Genomic DNA, 21849 nt, shown 5'->3' with positions numbered 1-21849 from the left:
GTTATCCGTTCGCCCGGGCTTCTGGCCTTTGCAACGATCGCTCCACCATCGCCTTCGCCATATCAATCAAATACACCACTGAAAACGCCAGTTCGCGCTGATTGCCCTGGTGGTTGCTCGCCGATTCATAGGCGGTGGCAGCAGCGCTGCGCAACAGGTCTGAGGCGTGCACCAGGGCTTCTTCGTGGCTGATGCCTGGCTTGATGTCGAAAAAACGCTCTTGCGGGGCTGGTGCCGACATATTTTCTTTCAAGTAAAAGTCCAGCGCACGCTGGGCTGCACCGCTGCTGCGCAGGTTGTACACGTCATCATTTTCAGGTGTTTCGGGCAGTAGATACGGGCTCGTCGTCATAAGGGGCGATACTCTGTGTGGGGGGCGAAAACCTTATGCCTGATGATAGTACTTATCGTATTCATGTCGTTTTATGGATTACTACAAACTGTTTATTGCCCTGGAAAATACCTGCCGTATTGTCTGGCGCCATGGATAACTGGATCGCGTTGGTCAAGGCCAACATGAAAGACCGCAAGGTCACACAGAGTGAGCTGGCTGAACGCTTGGGCATGTCCCAGGGCGGTGTGGGCCATTGGCTCAGCAAGCGCCGGGTGCCGAGCCTGGCGGATATGAACCGGGTCCTGGAAGAACTGGGGCTGGGCGACTTGGAAGTGGTGCAGGAGGTGCGTGAAAAAACCGACGACGCGCTGATCCCGGCTAAACAGTACAACCCGTATTTTCGTTACCCGGTCGGCGAGTGGAGGGGCCTGTGCGAAGTCCGCGAAGAGCGCCCCGCTTATGGCGCCGTGCGCTTCGAATTGACGGACTACCACGCCCACGGCAACGCCTTCTGGCTCCCTGTGACGGGGGACGCCATGACCGCGCTCAGTGGCCTGAGCATCGCCGCCGGCATGCTGATCCTGGTGGACCCAGCCATCGCTGCCGAACCCGGCAAACTGGTGGTTGCCCAATGGGCCGACAGCCCACAGGCAACTTTTCGCCAGTTGATGGAAGAAAGCGGCGAACTCTATCTGGTGCCGCTCAACCCGACCTATCCGAAACGGCTGTTCACCGACGATTGCCACATCCTGGGTGTGGTCGTACAGGCCACGGCGAAGTTCTAATCGGCGGCGTCGAGCTCCACCAGCACGCAACCTTCGGCAACCATTTCGCCTTCCAGGCAGAACAGCGCCTTGACCACTCCCGCCTGGGGCGCGCGGATGCTGTGTTCCATTTTCATCGCTTCGAGCACCACCAGTTGTGTGCCGGCCTCAACCGCCTGGCCAACGTCTACCAGCACCCGCACGATGCTGCCGTTCATCGGCGCCGTGAGGCCGCCCTGGTGAGACGGGTTCGCCTCCACAGCGGCAATCGGGTCGAACAGGCTCACGCCATGCATCTCGCCATCCCAACGCAAGAACACGCTGCCCTCGCGGCGTACTGCCAGGTGCGAGCGACGCACGCCTTGATGTTCGATCAGCAGGTGTTCCCCACGCAGTTGCGGAGCCTCTTCACCCAATGTCACCCGGCGATCCTGCTCGTTGCAGCGCAAATGCAGCGAAATTTCGGCGGGCAGGCCTGCACGAAATCCACGGCTGTCAGCCCAAGGCCCTTCACCCGCCGGCAAGCTCTGAATGAAGGCCGCACCCGCCGCCTGCCAGAATTCGTCGCTCAACTCACCAGGCACCGGCAGTAATTGATCCTGATAACGCGGAATAAAGCCGGTATCCAGCTCGGCTGCGGCAAATGCCGGATGGCCAATGATGCGCCGCAGGAAAGCCAGGTTAGTCTTCAGCCCACCCACGGCAAATTCATCAAGCATGCTCAGCAAGCGCAGACGTGCCTGCTCACGGTCCTCGCCCCAGGCAATCAGCTTGCCGAGCATCGGGTCATAGAATGGCGACACACGGTCCCCTTGCTCGACGCCGCTGTCCACCCGGCGTCCCGGGCCTGACGCAGATTCGCGGTAGAGCGCCAGGTGCCCGGTGGCAGGCAGAAAATCATTGGCCGGGTCTTCGGCATACAAGCGCACTTCAATTGCATGGCCGATCAGCGGCACCTGTTCCTGAGTGATCGGCAGCGCCTCGCCCTGAGCCACACGAATCTGCCAGGCCACCAGGTCGAGGCCGGTAATGGCCTCGGTTACCGGGTGTTCCACCTGCAGCCGCGTGTTCATCTCCATAAAGAAGAACTCGCCGCGCGCATCCAGCAAAAACTCCACGGTACCGGCGCCCACGTAGCCAATGGCCTGTGCCGCACGCACGGCAGCTTCGCCCATGGCCCTGCGCTGTTCAGCGCTCAGCCCCGGTGCTGGCGCTTCCTCGACGACTTTTTGGTGCCGACGCTGGATCGAGCAATCTCGCTCATTGAGGTACAGGCAATGCCCTTGCTGATCGGCAAAAACCTGGATCTCCACATGGCGCGGCTTGAGCAGGTATTTCTCCACCAGCATCTGGCCGTTGCCAAACGACGACAGCGCTTCACGCTGGGCCGACGCCAGGGCTTCGGCGAGTTGGTCAACGTGCTCAACCACCTTCATGCCCTTGCCACCACCGCCCGCCGTGGCTTTGAGCAGCACCGGGTAGCCAATACGTTCACAGGCGGCGCGGAAGGTCTCCAGGTCCTGGGCTTCGCCGTGATAACCCGGCACCAATGGCACACCCGCGGTTTCCATCAGTGCCTTGGCGGCGGATTTGCTACCCATGGCGTCGATGGCCGAGGCGGGCGGGCCGAGGAAGATCAGGCCGGCGGCTTCGATCGCTCGGGCGAAACCGGCGTTTTCCGACAAAAAGCCATAACCCGGATGAATCGCCTGGGCGCCGCTGGCGAGGGCGGCGGCGATGATCTTGTCGGTTTGCAGGTAACTTTCCGTGGCCTTGCTGCCGCCCAGGTCGACGCGGATATCCGCCTCGCGACTGTGCCGTGCATCGCGGTCGATGGCGCTGTGCACGGCCACCGTGGTCAGGCCCATGGCTTTGGCGGTGCGCATCACCCGGCAGGCGATTTCGCCCCGGTTGGCCACCAGCAGCGTCGTCAGAGTGCTCATGGGCGCGGCTCCTGGGATTGCCAGCTCGGTGATCTTTTTTGCAGGAACGCCCTCAACCCTTCCTGGCCCTCGGCGCTGACGCGAATCCGTGCGATGGCATTTTCGCAGTAGCGGCGCAGCGCCGGGGTGAGGGCGCCGTTGCCCACTTCACGCAGCAGGTCTTTGCTGGCGCGCATCGCCGCCGGGCTGTTTTGCAACAGGTTGGCGATCCACTGCTCCACCTGGGTATCCAGCTCACCGGCAGGGTAGCTTTCCGCCAGCAGACCGATCTCCCGCGCACGTTGGCCAGCAAAGCGCTCGGCCGTCAGGGCATAGCGCCGCGCCGCACGTTCGCCAATGGCCTGCACTACAAACGGGCTGATCACCGCCGGTGCCAGGCCAATGCGCACTTCCGACAGGCAGAACTGCGCATCGTCGGCGCCTATCGCCATGTCGCAGCAACTGATCAAGCCCAGCGCACCCCCGTAGGCCGCGCCTTGCACCACCGCCAGGGTCGGGATTTTCAGCTTGGCCAGGTTGTACATCAGCTCGGCGAGTTCGCGGGCGTCGTCCAGGTTGGTGTGGTAATCCAGCTCGGCCGACTGCTGCATCCAGGCCAGATCCGCACCGGCGCTGAAGTGCTTGCCGCGTCCGCGCAGCACCAGAAAGCGCAGGGCTGGGTCGCTTTGCACGTGGTCGAGGGCAATGATCAGTTCGCGGATCATTTCGGCGTTGAACGCATTGTTCTTGGCTTCACGACTGAGCCAGAGCGTGGCAAAACCACGGCTGTCGGTGATCAGTTCGAGGGTATTGAAATCGCTCATGGGGTACAGCTCCAATTACATGCGGAACACGCCGAAGCGGCTCGGCTCGATAGGGGCGTTCAAGGAGGCGGACAGCGCAAGGGCCAGTACCTCGCGGGTCTGCTGCGGGTCGATGACCCCGTCGTCCCACAGGCGGGCGCTGGAGTAGTAGGGATGGCCCTGGGTTTCGTATTGATCGAGGATCGGCTGCTTGATCGCGGCCTCTTCCTCAGCGCTGAACGCATTGCCCGCACGCTCGGCCTGCTCGCGCTTGACCTGCACCAGCACGCCCGCAGCCTGCTCGGCGCCCATCACGCCGATGCGCGCATTCGGCCACATCCACAAAAAGCGCGGGTCATAAGCGCGGCCGCACATACCGTAGTTACCGGCGCCGAAGCTGCCACCGATGATCACGGTGAACTTCGGCACCTTGGCACAGGCCACGGCAGTGACCAGCTTGGCGCCGTGCTTGGCGATACCGCCGGCTTCGTATTTCTGGCCAACCATAAACCCGGTGATGTTCTGCAAAAACAGCAGTGGAATCCCGCGCTGGCAAGCCAGCTCGATAAAGTGCGCGCCTTTTTGCGCGGCTTCGGCGAACAAAATCCCGTTGTTCGCCAGAATGGCAATCGGGTAGCCGTGCAAGTGCGCAAAACCGCAGACCAGCGTGGTGCCGAACAGCGCCTTGAATTCATCGAACACCGAACCGTCCATCAGCCGCGCAATCACTTCGCGCACATCGAACGGCTGCTTGGCATCGGCCGGGATCACGCCGTACAGCTCATCGGCGCTGTACAACGGGGCTACCGGTGCGCGCTGCACCAACTGGCCCTGCTTGCGCCAATTGAGGTTGGCCACACTGCGGCGGGCCAGGGCCAGGGCGTGTTCGTCGCTGTCGGCGTAGTGGTCGGCCACGCCGGAGATTTTGCAGTGCACATCGGCACCGCCCAGGTCTTCGGCGCTGACCACTTCACCCGTGGCCGCCTTCACCAGCGGCGGGCCGGCGAGGAAGATGGTGGCCTGCTGACGCACCATGATCGCCTCATCGGCCATGGCCGGTACGTAGGCGCCACCGGCGGTGCACGAGCCCATCACCACGGCGATCTGCGGGATGCCTTGGGCACTCATGTTGGCCTGGTTGAAGAAGATCCGCCCGAAGTGCTCGCGGTCGGGAAACACTTCGTCCTGACGCGGCAGGTTGGCGCCGCCCGAGTCCACCAGGTAGATGCACGGCAGGCGATTCTGCTCGGCGATGGTCTGGGCACGCAGGTGTTTTTTTACCGTCAGCGGATAATAGGAACCGCCTTTCACCGTGGCATCGTTGGCGACGATCATGCATTCGACACCTTCCACGCGGCCGATCCCGGCAATCACCCCGGCCGCCGGCACGTCTTCGCCATACACCTGATGAGCGGCCAATTGGCTGAGTTCAAGGAACGGCGAACCTGGATCGAGCAGGCGATTGATGCGCTCGCGGGGCAGCAGTTTGCCGCGTGAGGTGTGCCGCTCCTGTGCCTTGGCGCCGCCACCTTGTTGCACATGGGCGAGCAGGGTGTGCAGGGCGTCGACCTGTTGGCGCATCGCTGCGCTGTTGGCGGCAAATTCCGCCGAGCGGGGGTTGAGTAGGGTATGCAGGGTGGCCATGGGCACGCTCCTTCAGCGGGTTTCGTTGAAGAGTTCGCGACCGATCAGCATCCGTCGAATCTCACTGGTGCCGGCGCCGATTTCGTACAGCTTGGCGTCACGCAGCAGACGCCCGGCAGGGAATTCATTGATGTAGCCATTGCCGCCGAGAATCTGGATCGCGTCCAGGGCCATTTGCGTGGCGCGTTCGGCGCTGTAGAGGATCACCCCGGCGGCGTCCTTGCGCGTGGTCTCGCCACGCTCGCAGGCCTGGGCCACCGCGTAGAGGTAGGCGCGGCTGGCGTTGAGTTGGGTGTACATGTCGGCGACCTTGCCCTGGATCAGCTGGAATTCGCCGATGCTCTGGCCGAACTGCTTGCGGTCGTGGATGTAGGGCACGATCAGGTCCATGCAGGCCTGCATGATCCCGGTAGGGCCGCCGGACAGCACCACACGCTCGTAGTCGAGGCCGCTCATCAGTACTTTTACGCCGCCGTTGAGCACGCCGAGGATATTTTCTTCGGGCACTTCGACGTCATCGAAAAACAGCTCGCAGGTGTTAGAGCCGCGCATGCCCAGCTTGTCGAACTTGCTGCTGCGGCTGAAGCCTTTCCAGTCCCGCTCGACGATAAACGCGGTGATGCCGTGGGGACCTTTTTCCAGGTCGGTCTTGGCATAGATCACGTAGGTGCTGGCGTCGGGACCGTTGGTGATCCAGGTCTTGCTGCCGTTGAGCACGTAGTGGTCGCCGTGTTTGTCGGCACGCAGTTTCATCGAGACTACATCGGAGCCGGCGTTCGGTTCGCTCATGGCCAGGGCGCCGACATGTTCGCCGCTGATCAGTTGCGGCAGGTACTTGAGTTTCTGTGCGTGATTGCCGTTGCGGTTGATCTGGTTCACACACAGGTTGGAGTGGGCGCCGTAGGACAACGCCACCGACGCCGAGCCACGGCTGATCTCTTCCATGGTCACCACGTGGGCCAGGTAACCCAGGCCAGCACCGCCGTATTCTTCCGCGACGGTGATGCCCAGCAGGCCCATGTCACCGAACTTGCGCCACAGGTCGGCGGGGAACAGGTTGTCACTGTCGATCTGAGCCGCGCGGGGCGCGATCTCCTTGGCCACGAAGGACTGCACCTGGTCGCGCAGCATGTCGATGGTTTCACCGAGGGCGAAGTTCAGGGACGGGTAACTCATGGACAGGCACCTTAATGTGAGCTTTGTTGTTGTGTAGATGGCGCGCCAGGGAAGGGCGCTCACCTTTACGTTAACGTAAGCTTGCGTTGCGGTGCTGTCAATCGTCGTTTACGTATACGTCAACCTAAAAAAACAACAGGGGTGAGTCAGCCAGATAAGAAACTGCAGAAAGCACAAAGGGAACCCGAAGGTTCCCTTTAATTTGTCGTTACGTGCTCTTTTTTTATTATTGAGGGGCGGTCTATTGTTGTTTTTGGCAACCGTTACCCTTTACCGCTGTTTTTTTGCGACCCCCATTCAGGGTCAAGAGCAAACGTATTTTTTTGAGCGCTGATCTGCTTCTTCGCACGCGATCCAACCAGTGGGTAGCTACCTGAGGTAGTTTTATTTTTCTCTAACCGGTTGCGGGTTTCGGCACGCCGTACCCTGCAAAGCACATCTTCTCCAAAAAAATCTGTTAGCTGCGTCTCTGCCGTGTTGTTTTTGTTATGTCAGAGTCGTTTCGTCTTATTTTTATTAGGTTTGGCGCTTTTTATTCTTGTTATGCCATAGAGATAGCAGAAGCCGTGCCAACTTTAAAAATCCCTTTAAAATCAATGCTTTGATTTTTTCGTGGGAAATGTCTGGCGGTGAACACTACAAAATATGTTCCCGTGTTACTCGATGTGTAGGCGTGCGGTAACACATTGTCACGGCTACGCTACTCAACCGGCTGACCGCGCCTTGGCCACCCGTGAACCGGTTGGGCGACCCACTACGTTGCTGATTTGCAGCCCCGCACGAATCAAGGCCTCCAGGTCGATACCGGTGTCGATCCCCAGCCCGTCGAGCAGGTACACCACATCCTCGGTGGCGACGTTACCGCTGGCGCCCTTGGCGTAAGGGCACCCGCCGAGGCCCGCGATAGAGCTGTCGAACACGCTGATCCCTTCCAGCAGGCTGGCGTAGAGGTTCGCAACTGCCTGGCCGTAGGTGTCGTGGAAGTGGCCCGCCAACCTGTCCCTTGGCACCTTGGCACCCACCACCTCGAACAACCGCCGCGTGGCGCCTGCTGTGCCGGTGCCGATGGTGTCGCCCAAGGACACTTCATAGCAGCCCATCTCGTACAACTCCCGCGCCACCGCCGCCACCTGTTCCGGGGCGACCGTGCCTTCGTACGGGCAGTCCAGCACGCAGGACACATAACCACGCACACTCACGCCATGCAGCTTGGCCGCCGTCATGATTGGGGCAAACCGCTCCAGGCTTTCACTGATGGAGCAGTTGATGTTGCGCTGGGAAAACGCCTCGGACGCCGCCGCAAACACCGCGACTTCCTTCACGCCAGCCGCCAGCGCGTCTTCAAAGCCGCGCAGGTTGGGGGTCAGCGCGCCGTACGTCACACCGGGTTTGCGCTGGATCTGGGCGAAGACCTCGGCAGAGCCGGCCATCTGCGGCACCCACTTGGGCGAAACAAAACTGCCGACCTCGATATAACTCAAGCCAGCGGCGCCGAGCGCGTCGACCAACTGCACCTTGTCGGCCACGCTGATGGGCTGGGCTTCGTTCTGCAAACCGTCGCGCGGGCCGACTTCGACCAGCCGCACGTGTGAAGGGAGAGACATGACAGTTAACTCCTGATCAATGGCCAACCTGGCTCATGGTGTCTGCCAGGGCCTGTGTGCAGCGCTCTTCGGCGGTGTCCAGTTCGAGTTTCATCTGTTCGATATCCAGCAACTGTTGCTCAAGCTGCTCACGGCGCTCGGCGATTTTGGACAGCATGCTGTTGAGCTGGATGTGATTGCCGCTGGTGGGGTCGTAGAGTTCGATCAGTTCGCGGCATTCGGCCAGGGAAAAACCGATGCGTTTGCCACGCAGGATCAGCTTGAGGCTGACTTTGTCCCGCGCCGAGTAAATGCGCTCCTGGCCCCGGCGTTCCGGGGCCAGCAGGCCTTGTTCTTCGTAGAACCGAATGGCGCGGGTGGTGATGTCCAGCTCGCGGGCGAGGTCGGAGATGCTGTAGGTGGTGCTCATGGCGGCGCTCAATAAAGTCTTGGCGCTAAGCTACTGTCAGGTTGACGTAAGCGTCAAGCAAATCGCCACCCATCCTCAAGCTTGCTTGCCATCCAACTTCTTCTCATGAGCCGTCACCTGTTGGCACAACTCGATCATCTGCTCACGCATCCAGCGGTTGGCGGGGTCCTGATCGGTGCTTTCGTGCCAATACAGGTGGGTTTCCACCGGCGGTACGTCATTGACTGGCAGGTTGACCCAGTGCAACTCATGGCGCCTGGCGAAGCGCTCGGGCACGGTCATCACCATGTCGGTCTGTTGCAGCACTTGGGAGGCCATCAGGTAATGCTGGGAGCGCAGCGCGATCTTGCGTTGCAGGCCCATCTTGCCCAAGGCCAGGTCGACATGGCCCAGGCCGTTGCGTCGGCTGGAGATGTGGATATGGGTCAGCCCCAGGTAATCATCGAGGGTCAGCTTGTCCTTGCCCGCCATCGGATGGCCCTTGCGCATGGCGCACACGTAGCGATCTTCCATCAGCTTCACGTGGCGCACTTGCGGGTCGGTGTTGAGCGGCGCGTCCACGGCAAAGTCCAGGCGCCCGGCGGCCAGTTCCTTGGTGGTCTCGCGGCGTTTGGACAAGAAACTCTCGATGACGACGGTGGGCGCAAGGCGCCGCAGGCGTTGGAACAGCAGCGGCAGAATCACCGCCTCGGTGAGGTCGGTCATGCTGATGCGGTAAGTCTTGGCGGCCTGCTGCGGGTTGAAAATCCGGCTTTCCTGCACCGACACCCGCAGCAACGACAGCGCATTGCGCACCGGGCCAATGATGTTCTGGGCCATCGGCGTGGGTACCATGCCCTGGGCGGTGCGCACAAACAGCGGGTCGTTGAAGGTCTCGCGCAGTCGGGCCAGGGCGTTGGACACGGCCGGCTGGGTAATGCCCACGATCTGCCCGGCGCGGGTCAGGTTGGCTTCGGTGTAGATCGCGTCGAAGACAATAAAGAGGTTGAGGTCGACCTTGCTCAGATTCATTTCGTTGCGCTCTTATTGTTAGGTGTTCATACGCCGATCATATATCGGTGATGAATGTTAATACACGCCGAGAATAGGCTAGGTAAATTATCAACGCTGTTCTAGCATCGATTGCATGACCTAAACAACCTCTCAAAGAAGGGAGCTGCTCATGGATTTCGCCTATTCGCCCAAGGTTCAGGAACTGCGTGAACGCGTCACTGCGTTTATGGATGCTTACGTTTACCCGGCTGAGCCGGTGTTCGAACGCCAGGTCAGCGAAGGTGACCGCTGGCAGCCCACCGCCATCATGGAAGAGCTGAAAGCCAAGGCTAAGGCCGAAGGCCTGTGGAACCTGTTCCTGCCCGAATCCGAACTGGGCGCCGGCCTGACCAACCTCGAATACGCGCCGCTCGCCGAAATCATGGGCCGCTCGCTGCTGGGCCCGGAGCCGTTCAATTGCTCGGCGCCGGACACCGGCAATATGGAAGTGCTGGTGCGCTACGCCAACGAAGAGCAGAAGCAACGCTGGCTCGAACCGCTGCTGCGCGGCGAGATCCGCTCGGCCTTCGCCATGACCGAACCGGATGTCGCCTCCTCGGACGCCACCAACATGGCCGCCCGCGCCGAACGCCAGGGCGACGAGTGGGTGATCAACGGCAAGAAGTGGTGGACCTCCGGCGCCTGCGACCCGCGCTGCAAGATCCTGATCTTCATGGGCCTGAGCAACCCCGACGCGCCGCGTCACCAGCAGCACTCGATGATCCTGGTACCGGTGGACACCCCCGGCGTGAAAATCGTGCGTCCGCTGCCGGTGTTCGGCTACGACGACGCGCCACACGGCCATGCCGAAGTGCTGTTCGACAACGTACGTGTGCCGTATGAAAACGTATTGCTGGGTGAAGGGCGTGGCTTTGAAATCGCCCAGGGTCGCCTTGGCCCAGGCCGCATCCACCACTGCATGCGCTCCATCGGCATGGCCGAGCGTGCGCTGGAATTGATGTGCAAACGCGCGGTCAGTCGTACCGCGTTCGGCAAGCCGCTGGCCCGTTTGGGCGGCAATATCGACAAGATCGCCGACTCACGCATGGAGATCGACATGGCGCGCCTGCTGACCCTGAAAGCGGCGTACATGATGGACACTGCGGGCAACAAAGTGGCGAAAAGCGAGATCGCCCAGATCAAGGTAGTGGCGCCAAACGTGGCGTTGAAGGTGATCGACCGCGCGATCCAGATCCATGGTGGTGCTGGGGTGTCCAATGACTTCCCACTGGCGTACATGTATGCCATGCAACGCACCCTGCGCCTGGCCGACGGCCCGGATGAAGTACACCGCGCGGCGATCGGCAAGTTTGAGATCGGCAAATATGTGCCTAAAGAACTGATGCGCAGCGGGCAGTAATTGTGGTGAGCGGGCTTGCCGCGCGCAAGCCCGCTCACCACAACAGCCCGCTCACCACAGGGTTTCAATAGACCCAAACCTCCACCCGCCGATTCTTGATCCGCCCCTCATCCGCCGTATTCGCCGCCACCGGCATCTGCGCGCCAAACCCACGGATATCGCGCAACACCACGCCGTTCCTGACCAACTCTCGTCGCACCGCCATCGCCCGCAGTTTCGACAGTAGCGCCGCCCGCTGCGGGTCATTCTTGGCGTCGCCAAACCCCACCAGTGTCACCTGCTTGTCCAGCTTGTCGTGGCCCTTGAGATACGCCACCACCCGCTGCACATCCTGGCGCGCCTTGTTATCCAGGCTGGCGCTGCCTTCTTCGAAACGAAAATTGACCGTCAAACGCTGGGCATCCCGGGCGATGGCTTGATAGTCATCGGGCATGGTCGGGCGCGGTTCCACGGCCATGGCCTGCACCTGCTGCGCGATAAACCCGCTGGCGGCCACAATCGCCTGGCCTTTGCTGCTCTGGGCAAAGTCCACCAACGCCTTGGCCCACGGGTTATGGCCCGAGGGCGGCAGGTAAAAGAACAAGCGGCGTGACAGCGGGTAATCCTCAGTGGCGATCAGGCTGTTGAGCGGCAACATCGGTTGCGAGTCGCCATCCACAATCGCCACCGCCTTGGACTGACGCACGTAGGGCAGGCCAATAAAGCCAATGCCTTGGGGATCCTGGCTCACCGCGTCGGACAACTGCTCGCTGGACTCGAAACGCTGGGCCGAAGAGGCGAGGGGCTTGCCGCGCAGGCGTAGGACCAATTCCTTGAACGTGTCGTAGGTGCCGGACTGGTCATCGCGGGCGTAGATGTGAATCGCGCCGCCGATGCCACCCAGCGCCTCCCAGGTGCTGATTTCACCGTTGAAAATCTGCGCCAGTTGCGTGGTGTTCAACGTGTTCAGCGGGTTTTGCGGGTTGAGGATGATGGCGAGGCCGTCGATGGCGATCACCTGTTCGGCTTCGGCGCTTTTCAGGTCGCCGAGAGGCTCAAGGTCCACCAGTTCGCTGTCCTTGATGGGGCGGGAGGAAGCGGCCAGGTCGGCGCTGGTTTTCTTCAACGCGGCAAAACCGGTGCTGGAGCCGTGGGCCGCGACGTCGATGGTCACGGTCTTGCCCTGGCGCGTCTTGCCGATCACACGTTGTTCGTTGGCGCCTTCGGCGGGTTCGATGTGCACGCCCTGCAACCCTTGATATTCCATCAGACCCTTGGCCAGCGCCGGTGCCAGCGCCGCGCCAATGGTGTTGGAACCCTGGATGCGCAAGGCATGCCCTTGGTCGGGCACGGGGAGGGGAGCAGCCACAGCAGGGAGGGAAAGCACGCAACACAACAGGAACAGAACGCGCAGCGTCATGCCGGCACCTTCTCAAGCCAAAGGGAGTGCCGCGAGATTAAGACAGGCAGGTTGCATAAATATGACTGACGCGCCGCGGAGCAAAATGTGGGAGGGGGCTTGCCCCCGATGGCGGTGTGCCAGACAGCTTATCTGTCACTGATACACCGCTATCGGGAGCAAGCCCCCTCCCACATTTGGATTATTATTCGCCTTAGGATCTGCTCAGTTCCAACCAGATCGGCGCATGGTCCGACGGCTTTTCCAGCCCGCGCAGATCGTAGTCCACGCCCGCATCCTTGACCCGTGGCAGCAAGCCGTTGGAGGCCATGATCACGTCAATGCGCAGGCCGCGCTTGGGCTCATCTTCAAAGCCACGGCTGCGGTAGTCGAACCAGCTGAAGCGGTCGGTCACGTCCGGGTTGAGGTGACGGAAGCTGTCCACCAGGCCCCAGTTTTTCAGGCGGGCCATCCACTCGCGTTCTTCGGGCAGGAAGCTGCACTTGCCGGTTTTCAGCCAGCGTTTGGCGTTGTCGGCGCCGATGCCGATGTCGCAGTCTTGCGGGGAGATATTCACGTCGCCCATCACCACCAGTGCCTGGTCGTTGCTGAACTGGCTTTCCAGCAGCTGTTGCAGGTCTTCGTAGAAGCGTTGCTTGGCGGGGAACTTGGTCGGGTGGTCGCGGCTTTCGCCCTGTGGGAAATAGCCGTTCATGATGGTCACCGGGATGCCATTTTCATCGGCGAAGGTGCCCCAGATAAAACGGCGCTGGGCGTCTTCCTCGTCGCTGGCAAAACCTTTGTGAAGGCTCAACGCCGGCTGACGCGAGAGCAGGGCCACACCGTAGTGACCTTTCTGCCCGTGGTAATACACGTGATAGCCAAGGGCCTTTACTTCGGCCAGGGGAAACTGGTCGTCGTGGACTTTGGTTTCCTGCAGGCCGATCACATCGGGTTGGTGTTTTTCAATCAGCGCCGCCAGCTGATGGGGGCGGGCGCGCAGCCCGTTGATATTGAAGGAGACGATTTTCATGGTCGGCAGTCCAGTCTTGGCAAAAGGGCGATGCTAGCCGACAAGTCGGACGGGGGCCAGCGTGGCGGTAGGGCAGATGCACTGCTAATGTCTGGGAACGACTGGTGCTGCGTAGGTTCGTACCCATAAGAACGCCATCTATTGAATGGCGCCCAGGGAGATTGACTGTATGACTGACACTGCCATTGGCGAAATTCGCCTGCTCAACAGCGGCTATTCGCGCGAAGCCCGTTCCCTGCTGTACCAGGCCTATCGGCATGAGCCGACGTTTGCCTACATCTTCGAAGCTGAACGCCCAGGTTATGAGCAGCGTGTGCGTGCCACTGTACGTGAGCTGGTCAAGCAGCATTTTTTCCAGAAGCTTCCGGCGATTGGTTTGTTTGTGAATGATCGGCTGATCGGCATCGCCCTGATTGCACCGCCGCAACGGCGCCTGGGCATCACCGAGAGCTGGGCCTGGCAACTGCGCATGTGGCTGAGCACCGGCGTGCGCGGTACGCGGCGTTACCTGGATTACCATCACGCGGTGCTGGCGTGCCTGCCGAGCGAGTCGGTGCATGTGCTGCCGCTGTTGGGTATTCACCCGCAATTCCAGGGCAAACACTACGGCGAACAGTTACTGGAAGCGGTGCACAACTGGTGCGCCGAAGACCCGCATTCGTCCGGTGTGGTGCTGGATACGGGCAACTCGCGCTACCTGGATTTCTATAAACGCCAGGGGTACGAGGAAATCGGCGAGGTCGCTGTAGGCCCGATCCTGGAGCATGTGTTTTTTCACCCCAATCCTCAGGCGTTACATGCTGCAACGGCTTAGGCAAGAATTTTTCAGAATTATCCGGGTTATAAGATGCTCCCCAGCTCGTGTAGCATCCGCGCCTATGAAGTTTCCAGGAAGATTTACCCGTGGTTTGATCCTGCTGCTCACCAGTTGCAGCGCCTTGGCGCAAAGCGAATTGGATGTGCGGGTCAAACCCTCAAACGACGCGTTGAAAGCCAACATCGAAGGCTACATCGGCGGGGTGGGCGATCGTGACGAAGAGGCCTTGCTGCGGTTCAGCCGTGGCGCCGAGGAGCAGGCGCGCAAAGCGGCGCAGGCCTTAGGCTTCTATCAGCCACAGATCGACAGCGAAGTGAAGGGCGGCAAGAACCCGCGCCTGATCCTCAGCATCGACCCCGGCGAACCGGTGCATTTGCGCAACGTGACCATTCGGGTCGACGGCGAGGCGGCGAACCTCAAGTCGTTTCGCGTGCCAGCCAGCGACGACCTCATCTCAGGCGCCGTGCTCAATCACGGCCACTACGAAGACGCCAAGCGTCTGATCCAGAACCAGGCCTCGCGCTACGGCTTCTTCAGTGGGCGCTTTATCAGCCAGAAACTCGCGGTGGACCCCCAAGCCGGCGTCGCCGATATCGAACTCATCTATGACAGCGGCCCGCGCTACAGCATGGGCAAGGTCAGCTTTGCCGGCGACACGCCGTTTGATGACGAACTGCTGCAACGCATGGTGCCGTTTAAAAGCGGTGACCCCTACGATTCCGAACTGATCGCCGAACTCAACCAGAACCTGCAAGCCAGCGGCTTTTTCGAAGGCGTGCGCGTGGACGCCAGCCCCACCGCCTCAACCAATGACGTGATCCCGGTGGCCGTCAATCTGGACACCCGAAAACCGCGCACCATGGGCCTGGGCCTGGGCTACTCCACTGACGTCGGCCCGCGCGGCAAGGCCAACTGGACCCGTCACTGGGTCAACCCTCAGGGCCATAGTTATGGTTGGGAGGCCGAACTGTCGGCCCCGCGCCAGAACGTCGGCCTGTGGTACGACATTCCGCTGGACCCACCGCTCACCGACAAACTGCGCTTCGCCGGTGGCTACCAGAATGAAGAACTGGCCAACACCGACACCCTGAGTAAATTGCTCACCGTCGGCCCGGAATGGCACAGCAAGTTGCCCAGCGGCTGGACCCGGGTGATATCCCTCAAATACCAGCGCGAAGAATATCGCCTGGGCGACGACTCCGGTCTCAGTAACCTGCTGATGCCGGGCATCAGTTATTCCTACCTGCGCAGCGACAACCGCATCGACCCCCACAATGGCTATCGCCTGCAATTCGACACCAAGGTCGCCAAAGAAGGCCTGGGCTCCGACACCAACTTGCTCTACGGCACGGCCATGGTCAAAGGCCTGACCACCCTGTGGGACAACCACCGTTTCCTGGCGCGGGCGCAAGTGGGCGGCAGTGCCACCAATGGCTACAAGTCGGTGCCGCCTTCGCTGCGCTTCTTTGCCGGTGGCGATCAGAGCGTGCGTGGTTACGAGTACCAGACCCTGTCGCCGGAGAATGACCAGGGTGATCGCATCGGTGGCCGCTACATGGTGGCGTTGAGCGCCGAGTATCAATATTCCATCGCCGAAAAATGGCGGATCGCGACTTTCATCGACCAGGGCAACTCGTTCAACTCCCTGGAACTGCCGAGCCTGAAAACCGGCGTCGGCGTCGGCATCCGCTGGGTATCGCCGGTCGGTCCGATCCGCCTCGACCTGGCTCATGCCCTGGAAGATCCGGGCGGCGTTCGTTTGCACTTTTCCATGGGGCCTGAGCTGTGATGCGTGGTTTGAAAATAGCGGGGCTGGCCGTGGTGGCAGTCCTTGCCGTGCTGTTGCTGGCACTCTGGGCGGTACTGGGCAGCCAAGCGGGCAGCCGCTGGGCCTTGGGCCTGGTGCCGGGTTTGAGCGTGGAGAATTTCCAGGGTCGCCTGGGCGGCCAATGGAGCGCCGATCATCTGCTCTGGCAGCAAGATAGCAGCCGCGTGGAACTCAAGGCAGCCACGTTTGATTGGTCCCCCGCCTGCCTGCTGCGCATGACCTTATGCATTGACCAGTTGGATGTGGATCAAATCAGCCTGCAATTTCCACCCAGCACCGAAGACAGCAGCGGCCCGGTTGCACTGCCTGATCTGACGTTGCCGGTTGCCCTGCAGTTGGGCGACGTTCGCATCGCCAGCCTGGTGTTCAACGGCAGCGAAGAACTCAAAGGCCTGCAACTGGCGGCGCACTGGACCGCCGCAGGCATGCAGATCGACTCCGTGCACCTGCAACGCGACGACCTGGTGCTGGACCTGTCCGGCCTGCTGCAACCCACCGGTGACTGGCCGTTGACCGCCAGCGGTAACCTCAGCCTGCCTTATGCGCCCGGCGGCGCGCCCTGGAGCGTTGCCCTCAAGGTCGAAGGCGACCTGCTCAAGACCCTCAAGCTCGACGCCGATAGCAGCGGCTACCTGCCGGCCAAGCTCAAGGGCGAACTGCAACCCCTGGCGGAAAACCTTCCGGCCCGGTTGCACATCACCGCTGACGGCTTCAAGCCTAGCGCCGATTTGCCCGACACCCTGCAACTCAATCAACTGGACCTCACCGCCAACGGTGATCTGAAAAGCGGCTACCAACTGCAGGGCAAGGCCGTGCTGCCGGCGGAAAAAGGCCCGGTGGACTTGCTGCTGCAAGGCAGGGTCGACGCCAAGGGCGCGCAGATCGCCGGCCTGGACCTGAATGCCGGTGACAAGCAAAGCCTCAAGCTCAGTGCCAACCTGGACTGGCAACAAGGCTTCAGCGCCGACGCCAGGCTCGACTGGCTCGACTTTCCCTGGCATCGCCTCTACCCCGTGATCGACGAACCCCAGGTTACGGTGCGTACGTTCAACGGCGAGATTTCCTATAAAGACGGCAACTACCTGGGCAACCTCAAGGCCGACCTCGACGGTCCGGCGGGCAAGTTCAACGTGGTCACGCCGTTCAGTGGCGACCTCAAGCAAGTCTTCCTGCCCGAGCTGAAACTGACCGCCGGCCAAGGCAAGGCCGAAGGCCACCTCAACCTGCAGTTTGCCGATGGCATTGCCTGGGATACTGCGCTGGACCTGTCGGCGCTCAATCCGGCGTACTGGGTCGGTGAACTGCCGGGCACGTTGGCCGGGCCGCTGCGCAGCAAGGGCGAGTTCAAGAACGAGCAACTCAAGCTCACTGCCGACCTTGACCTCAAGGGCCGCCTGCGTGGCCAAACCGCCGTGCTGGCGGCCAAGGCCGAAGGTGCAGGGGAACAATGGACCCTGGCCAACCTGGATATCCGCCTGGGTGACAACCGCATCAACGGCAGCGGCAGCCTGCAACAACGCCTGGCCGGGCAGATCGACATCAAGCTGGCGCGCCTGGCCCAGCTGTGGCCGCAATTGCGCGGGCAGATCAATGGCCGTCTTGACGTTGCCGGTAGCCTGAACGCGCCCCAGGGCAAGCTGGACCTCAAGGGCCAGCAATTGGCGTTTGCCGACAACCGCCTGCAAAACCTCAGCCTCGCGGCCACCCTCAATAACGCCCAACGCGCCAGGATCGACCTCAAGGGCAGCGGCATTCAAAGCGGCGACACCCAGGTCGGTACCCTGACCGCCAGTGCCCAAGGTGATATCAAGCAGCAAAAAGTCCAGATGGACCTGACCGGTCCCTTGCTCAAGCTGGCCCTGGCCCTGGACGGTAATCTCGACAAAGGCAACTGGCGCGGGCGTCTGGCCAGCGGTGATGTCCAGGCGGGTGGGCAGGACTGGAAGCTGCAAGCTCCGGCGAAAATCGACTACCTGGCCGACGGCAGGCTGACCTTCGCCGCGCACTGCTGGGTCTCCGGTGCTGCCAGCCTGTGTGGTGAAGACCAGCGCCTGATGCCCGAGCCCAAGCTGCGTTACCACCTCAAGCAATTCCCCCTCGACAGCCTCGCGGCGTTTTTGCCCAAGGACTTCGCCTGGCAGGGCAAGCTCAATGCCGATGTGCAACTCGACCTGCCCAACAGCGGCCCCAAAGGCGTGGTGTCGGTGGATGCCAGCGGCGGCACCTTGCGCGTCAAGGACAAGGACCAGTGGCTGGATTTCCCTTACGACACCCTCAAGCTGGAAACCACGCTCAATCCCAAGCGCATCGACACCCAGCTGAACTTCCGTGGCGGCAAGCTCGGTGAATTGCTGTTGCAGGCGCAGATCAACCCGCTGCCGAAGAACAAGCCGATCACCGGCAATTTCAGCCTCACCGGGCTGGACCTCGCGGTGGCGCGGCCGTTTGTGCCGATGGTGGAAACCCTCAACGGCAAGCTCAACGGCAACGGGCGCATCTCCGGTGGCCTGCTGGCACCGCAGATCAACGGCAATGTGAACCTGATCGGCGGTGAAGTCTCCGGTCCGGAACTGCCCATCAGCCTCGAAGGCCTGAATGTGCAGGCGCTGATCGCCGGTGAAAGCGTGCAGCTCAACGGCGGCTGGCGCAGTGGCAAGGCCGGGCAGGGCAGCCTCAAGGGGCAGATAGACTGGGGTCAGGCCCTGGCCGTGGACCTCAGCCTGCAAGGCTCGCAATTGCCGGTCACGGTCGAGCCCTACGCCGCCCTGGAAGTGGCGCCGGACCTGAAGATCACCCTGAAGGACGACAAACTGGCGATCGCCGGCAAGGTGCAGATCCCGCGTGGTGACATCACCGTGCGCGAACTGCCGCCGTCGACGGTCAAGGTCTCGGACGACACCGTCATCGTCGGCAGCCAGACCGAGGAGGGCAAACCGGCGATGGCCATGGCCATGGATATCGACGTGGCAGTGGGCGAAGACCAGCTCAACTTCTCGGGTTTCGGCCTCACCGCCAAGGTGCAGGGCCATGTGCATATCGGCGACAACATGGACACCCGTGGCGAGCTGTGGCTCAACGATGGCCGCTACCGCGCCTACGGCCAGAGGCTCGATGTACGCCGGGCGCGGTTGCTGTTCGCCGGCCCGCTGGACCAGCCGTACCTGGACATCGAAGCGATCCGCAAGACCGACGATGTGGTGGCCGGTATCCGTCTCAGTGGCAGCGCGGAACAACCCACCACGCAAATCTTCTCGGAACCGGCCATGAGCCAGGAACAGGCGCTGTCCTACCTGGTGCTGGGGCGCCCGCTGAGTACCACCGGCGAAGACAACAACATGCTTGCCCAAGCGGCGCTGGGCCTGGGTTTGATGGGCAGTGCGGGGGTGACCTCGGACATCGCCACCAAGTTGGGCATCCGGGACTTCGACCTCGATACCCAGGGCAGCGGCAATAACACCGCCGTGGTAGCCAGCGGCAAGATCACCGAGAAACTCAGCCTGCGTTATGGCGTGGGGGTGTTCGAACCGGCCAGTACCATTGCCTTGCGCTACCTGTTGAGCAAGAAGGTCTACCTGGAAGTGGCCAGTGGTGTGGCCAGCTCGTTGGATATCTTCTACAAACGCGATTTCTGAGCCGTACTCGGTAAAAAATGTGGGAGGGGGGGGTTGCCCCACTCCCACATTGGACTGCATTTCTACCCGCCTTCCTGAACAAATACCAAGCAAGCTAATTATTCCATTTGACATTCGCTGCCTAAGCAGTAACATCTCGTCACACATTCACTGCCTAGGCAGTAATAAGGTGACTTCCAATGCCTCACTTCACCCCGGACAACTTCCATAACTGCCACCTCGGCCTGTTGCTCGGCCGCGCCGCGATCCTCAAGGACCGCATCATCGACACCCATATGGAACCCCACGGCATCACCGCCGCGCAGTTCAAGGTGTTGATCATCATGGCCCAGTTCGGCGTCGACACCCCGGCGGAGCTGTGCCGCCACCTGTCGCTGGACAGCGGCTCGATGACCCGCATGCTCGACCGGCTGGAGCAAAAAGACCTGCTCAGCCGCAAGCGCTCGGACCTCGACCGCCGCCAAGTGCAGTTGGTGCTCACGCAGGACGGCCAGCGACTGGCGGACATGCTGCCGCACATCGGCGCCCAGGCGCTGAACCAACTGGCGGGCGCACTGGAGCCGGGCGAGTTGGAAACCCTGGAAAAGATCCTCAAGAAAATTCTGATAGCGGCGGGTGATCCCATCACTATCCTGCGGGTAGGTAATAAATGAATACACGTGCCTTATGCCTGGTGCTCGTGGCCATGAGCATGGCCGGTTGCGCCAACTACAGCGGCCTTGACACCCAGGGCCAGCGCCTCGACGCCAACACGCTGCAGACCGGTCAATCCCTGAGCGGCGTGTCCTTGTCGAACGCGGCCTGGCCGCGCGCCGATTGGTGGAAAAGCCTCGGCGACCCACAGCTCGACGGCCTGATCCGTGAAGCCCTGCAAAACAGCCCTGACATGCAAGTCGCCAGCGCCCGCGCCCACCAGGCCGAAGCGGCCGCGTACGCCGCGAACGCCGCGCGCATGCCGACCCTGGACGCCAGCGCCGGTGTGACCCGTTCGCGCCTGGCCAGGGATCAAGACCCGCTGGGGCAGGGCGATGCCTATTCCACCGTGCGCAACATCGGCGCCAGCTTTAATTACACCTTCGACCTCTGGGGCGGCCAGCGCGCCGCCTGGGAAGCCGCGTTGGGCCAGGCCCGCGCCGCGCAAGTCGACCAGCAGGCCGCGCGCCTGACCCTGGCCGCCGATGTAGCCAAGGCCTACAGCGATTTGGGCCAGGCGCATATCGTGCGTGACCTGGCAACCGACGACCTCAAGCGCACCCGGCAAATGCTCGACCTGAGCAAGCGCCGCCTGGACTCGGGCATCGACAGCCACTATCAGTACCAGCAGACCGAAAGCCTGGAAGCCAGCGCCCAGTCGCAACTGATCGACGCGGAAAAACAACTGCAGAGCGCCAAGATCGCCCTGGCGGTATTGCTCGGCAAAGGCCCGGATCGCGGCAATGAACTGGCGCGCCCCACGGTGTTGAAGCCGGCCGCCGTCGCCGTGCCGTCGGTGCTGCCTGCCGAACTGCTGGGCCGCCGCCCGGACCTGATCGCCGCACGTTGGCGGGTCGAGGCCGCGAGCAAGGACATCGCCGCCAGCAAGACGCGCTTCTACCCCAACCTCAACCTGAGCGCGAGCGCCGGGGCCGAGTCATTACTGGGGGATGCGATGTTTGGCTCACCAAGCCGCTTCTTCAATATCGCCCCCACGATCTCGTTGCCGATCTTCGATGGCGGCCGCCTGCGCGCCGACCTCGATGCCCGCGATGCCGACTACGACTTGGCCGTGGCGCAGTACAACAAAACCCTGGTGCAAGCCCTGGGCGATATTGGCAACACCCTGTCGCAACTGCGCGAAACCGGCCGGCAGATCCAGGCCCAGCAACACGCCACGGACATTGCCCAGCAGTCCTACGACACCGTGGTCCAGCGTTACGGCTCCGGGATCGGTAACTACCTGGACGTGCTCAGCATCGAGCAGCAGTTGCTGCAGGCCCAGCGTCAGCTGGCGACCCTGAATGCCGGGCAAATCGCTTTGTCGATCCAATTGATGCAGGCCCTGGGCGGCGGCTACAGCGCCGACAACGTGGCATCGACCACCCCAGCCACTCGCACGGAATAATTTGAGGTATTT

The 21849-nt window shown here is 61.8% G+C and carries 17 protein-coding genes; 7 read left to right on the top strand and 10 right to left on the bottom strand.

Annotated features, from left to right (window positions below):
- Window position 1: 1 nt before the first annotated feature.
- Window positions 2-352: a DUF6124 family protein gene (locus DNK50_RS19985; RefSeq protein WP_112195994.1), complete on the bottom strand. Its 351-nt coding sequence runs from the start codon at window positions 350-352 to the stop codon at window positions 2-4.
- Between the two features lie 131 nt (window positions 353-483).
- Between DNK50_RS19985 and DNK50_RS19980 the strand changes: the two genes are divergently transcribed.
- Window positions 484-1119: a LexA family transcriptional regulator gene (locus DNK50_RS19980; RefSeq protein ID WP_112195993.1), complete on the top strand. Its 636-nt coding sequence runs from the start codon at window positions 484-486 to the stop codon at window positions 1117-1119.
- On the opposite strand, the gene DNK50_RS19975 is transcribed toward DNK50_RS19980, so the two are convergent.
- From DNK50_RS19975 to DNK50_RS19945, 7 genes are all read right to left on the bottom strand, one after another.
- Window positions 1116-3041: an acetyl/propionyl/methylcrotonyl-CoA carboxylase subunit alpha gene (locus DNK50_RS19975; RefSeq protein ID WP_112195992.1), complete on the bottom strand. Its 1926-nt coding sequence runs from the start codon at window positions 3039-3041 to the stop codon at window positions 1116-1118. The genes DNK50_RS19980 and DNK50_RS19975 overlap by 4 nt on opposite strands.
- Window positions 3038-3844: a gamma-carboxygeranoyl-CoA hydratase gene (locus DNK50_RS19970; protein WP_099586679.1), complete on the bottom strand. Its 807-nt coding sequence runs from the start codon at window positions 3842-3844 to the stop codon at window positions 3038-3040. Before DNK50_RS19970 ends, DNK50_RS19975 begins: the two co-directional genes overlap by 4 nt.
- Window positions 3845-3859: 15 nt before the next feature.
- The gene (locus DNK50_RS19965) at window positions 3860-5467 is read right to left on the bottom strand and encodes a carboxyl transferase domain-containing protein (RefSeq protein WP_112195991.1); all 1608 of its coding nucleotides are present in this window, start codon (window positions 5465-5467) and stop codon (window positions 3860-3862) included.
- 12 nt (window positions 5468-5479) lie between these two features.
- Window positions 5480-6643, bottom strand: a complete 1164-nt coding sequence (locus DNK50_RS19960) for an isovaleryl-CoA dehydrogenase (protein ID WP_099586681.1) — start codon at window positions 6641-6643, stop codon at window positions 5480-5482.
- A gap of 704 nt (window positions 6644-7347) precedes the next feature.
- Window positions 7348-8247 carry a hydroxymethylglutaryl-CoA lyase gene (locus DNK50_RS19955; RefSeq protein WP_112195990.1) on the bottom strand — a complete coding sequence of 300 codons (900 nt, stop codon included), beginning with the start codon at window positions 8245-8247 and terminating at the stop codon, window positions 7348-7350.
- A 16-nt stretch (window positions 8248-8263) separates the two neighbouring features.
- Entirely contained in the window at window positions 8264-8656 is a 393-nt protein-coding gene (locus DNK50_RS19950) for a MerR family DNA-binding transcriptional regulator (RefSeq protein WP_099586683.1), read from the bottom strand.
- Between the two features lie 75 nt (window positions 8657-8731).
- A complete protein-coding gene (locus tag DNK50_RS19945; RefSeq protein WP_112195989.1) occupies window positions 8732-9667 on the bottom strand; it encodes a LysR family transcriptional regulator in 936 nt (311 codons plus the stop codon).
- Between the two features lie 151 nt (window positions 9668-9818).
- Between DNK50_RS19945 and DNK50_RS19940 the strand changes: the two genes are divergently transcribed.
- Window positions 9819-11048 carry an acyl-CoA dehydrogenase gene (locus DNK50_RS19940; protein ID WP_032889822.1) on the top strand — a complete coding sequence of 410 codons (1230 nt, stop codon included), beginning with the start codon at window positions 9819-9821 and terminating at the stop codon, window positions 11046-11048.
- A 64-nt stretch (window positions 11049-11112) separates the two neighbouring features.
- On the opposite strand, the gene DNK50_RS19935 is transcribed toward DNK50_RS19940, so the two are convergent.
- Both DNK50_RS19935 and xthA read right to left on the bottom strand, forming a co-directional pair.
- Window positions 11113-12447, bottom strand: coding sequence for a substrate-binding domain-containing protein (locus DNK50_RS19935; RefSeq protein WP_112195988.1), 1335 nt, complete (start codon window positions 12445-12447; stop codon window positions 11113-11115).
- 193 nt (window positions 12448-12640) lie between these two features.
- Complete coding sequence (xthA, locus tag DNK50_RS19930; protein ID WP_112195986.1) at window positions 12641-13459, bottom strand: exodeoxyribonuclease III; 819 nt, start codon at window positions 13457-13459, stop codon at window positions 12641-12643.
- 169 nt (window positions 13460-13628) lie between these two features.
- Between xthA and DNK50_RS19925 the strand changes: the two genes are divergently transcribed.
- From DNK50_RS19925 to DNK50_RS19905, 5 genes are all read left to right on the top strand, one after another.
- Window positions 13629-14273, top strand: a complete 645-nt coding sequence (locus tag DNK50_RS19925; protein ID WP_112195984.1) for an N-acetyltransferase — start codon at window positions 13629-13631, stop codon at window positions 14271-14273.
- A 64-nt stretch (window positions 14274-14337) separates the two neighbouring features.
- Window positions 14338-16065: an autotransporter assembly complex family protein gene (locus DNK50_RS19920; RefSeq protein ID WP_112195982.1), complete on the top strand. Its 1728-nt coding sequence runs from the start codon at window positions 14338-14340 to the stop codon at window positions 16063-16065.
- The gene (locus DNK50_RS19915; RefSeq protein ID WP_112195980.1) at window positions 16065-19736 is read left to right on the top strand and encodes a translocation/assembly module TamB domain-containing protein; all 3672 of its coding nucleotides are present in this window, start codon (window positions 16065-16067) and stop codon (window positions 19734-19736) included. The genes DNK50_RS19920 and DNK50_RS19915 overlap by 1 nt, the downstream gene beginning before the upstream one ends.
- A 179-nt stretch (window positions 19737-19915) precedes the next feature.
- Window positions 19916-20389, top strand: coding sequence for a MarR family winged helix-turn-helix transcriptional regulator (locus DNK50_RS19910; RefSeq protein WP_112195978.1), 474 nt, complete (start codon window positions 19916-19918; stop codon window positions 20387-20389).
- Window positions 20386-21837 (top strand): efflux transporter outer membrane subunit, encoded by a 1452-nt coding sequence (locus tag DNK50_RS19905; RefSeq protein ID WP_112195976.1) that lies wholly within the window; start codon window positions 20386-20388, stop codon window positions 21835-21837. Before DNK50_RS19910 ends, DNK50_RS19905 begins: the two co-directional genes overlap by 4 nt.
- The last annotated feature ends 12 nt before the right edge of the window (window positions 21838-21849 follow it).

Origin of the sequence: Pseudomonas sp. LG1E9, from assembly GCF_003290225.1 — a bacterium.
GTDB lineage: Bacteria > Pseudomonadota > Gammaproteobacteria > Pseudomonadales > Pseudomonadaceae > Aquipseudomonas > Aquipseudomonas cyclaminis.
Note: the sequence above shows the minus strand (reverse complement) of the source record. Positions and strands in the feature narration are given on the sequence as shown.

Coding starts and splice junctions, on each gene's coding strand:
- DNK50_RS19985 (WP_112195994.1), bottom strand. CDS start 352: ATGACGACGAGCCCGTATCTACTGCCCGAAACACCTGAAAATGATGAC.
- DNK50_RS19980 (WP_112195993.1), top strand. CDS start 484: ATGGATAACTGGATCGCGTTGGTCAAGGCCAACATGAAAGACCGCAAG.
- DNK50_RS19975 (WP_112195992.1), bottom strand. CDS start 3,041: ATGAGCACTCTGACGACGCTGCTGGTGGCCAACCGGGGCGAAATCGCC.
- DNK50_RS19970 (WP_099586679.1), bottom strand. CDS start 3,844: ATGAGCGATTTCAATACCCTCGAACTGATCACCGACAGCCGTGGTTTT.
- DNK50_RS19965 (WP_112195991.1), bottom strand. CDS start 5,467: ATGGCCACCCTGCATACCCTACTCAACCCCCGCTCGGCGGAATTTGCC.
- DNK50_RS19960 (WP_099586681.1), bottom strand. CDS start 6,643: ATGAGTTACCCGTCCCTGAACTTCGCCCTCGGTGAAACCATCGACATG.
- DNK50_RS19955 (WP_112195990.1), bottom strand. CDS start 8,247: ATGTCTCTCCCTTCACACGTGCGGCTGGTCGAAGTCGGCCCGCGCGAC.
- DNK50_RS19950 (WP_099586683.1), bottom strand. CDS start 8,656: ATGAGCACCACCTACAGCATCTCCGACCTCGCCCGCGAGCTGGACATC.
- DNK50_RS19945 (WP_112195989.1), bottom strand. CDS start 9,667: ATGAATCTGAGCAAGGTCGACCTCAACCTCTTTATTGTCTTCGACGCG.
- DNK50_RS19940 (WP_032889822.1), top strand. CDS start 9,819: ATGGATTTCGCCTATTCGCCCAAGGTTCAGGAACTGCGTGAACGCGTC.
- DNK50_RS19935 (WP_112195988.1), bottom strand. CDS start 12,447: ATGACGCTGCGCGTTCTGTTCCTGTTGTGTTGCGTGCTTTCCCTCCCT.
- xthA (WP_112195986.1), bottom strand. CDS start 13,459: ATGAAAATCGTCTCCTTCAATATCAACGGGCTGCGCGCCCGCCCCCAT.
- DNK50_RS19925 (WP_112195984.1), top strand. CDS start 13,629: ATGACTGACACTGCCATTGGCGAAATTCGCCTGCTCAACAGCGGCTAT.
- DNK50_RS19920 (WP_112195982.1), top strand. CDS start 14,338: ATGAAGTTTCCAGGAAGATTTACCCGTGGTTTGATCCTGCTGCTCACC.
- DNK50_RS19915 (WP_112195980.1), top strand. CDS start 16,065: ATGCGTGGTTTGAAAATAGCGGGGCTGGCCGTGGTGGCAGTCCTTGCC.
- DNK50_RS19910 (WP_112195978.1), top strand. CDS start 19,916: ATGCCTCACTTCACCCCGGACAACTTCCATAACTGCCACCTCGGCCTG.
- DNK50_RS19905 (WP_112195976.1), top strand. CDS start 20,386: ATGAATACACGTGCCTTATGCCTGGTGCTCGTGGCCATGAGCATGGCC.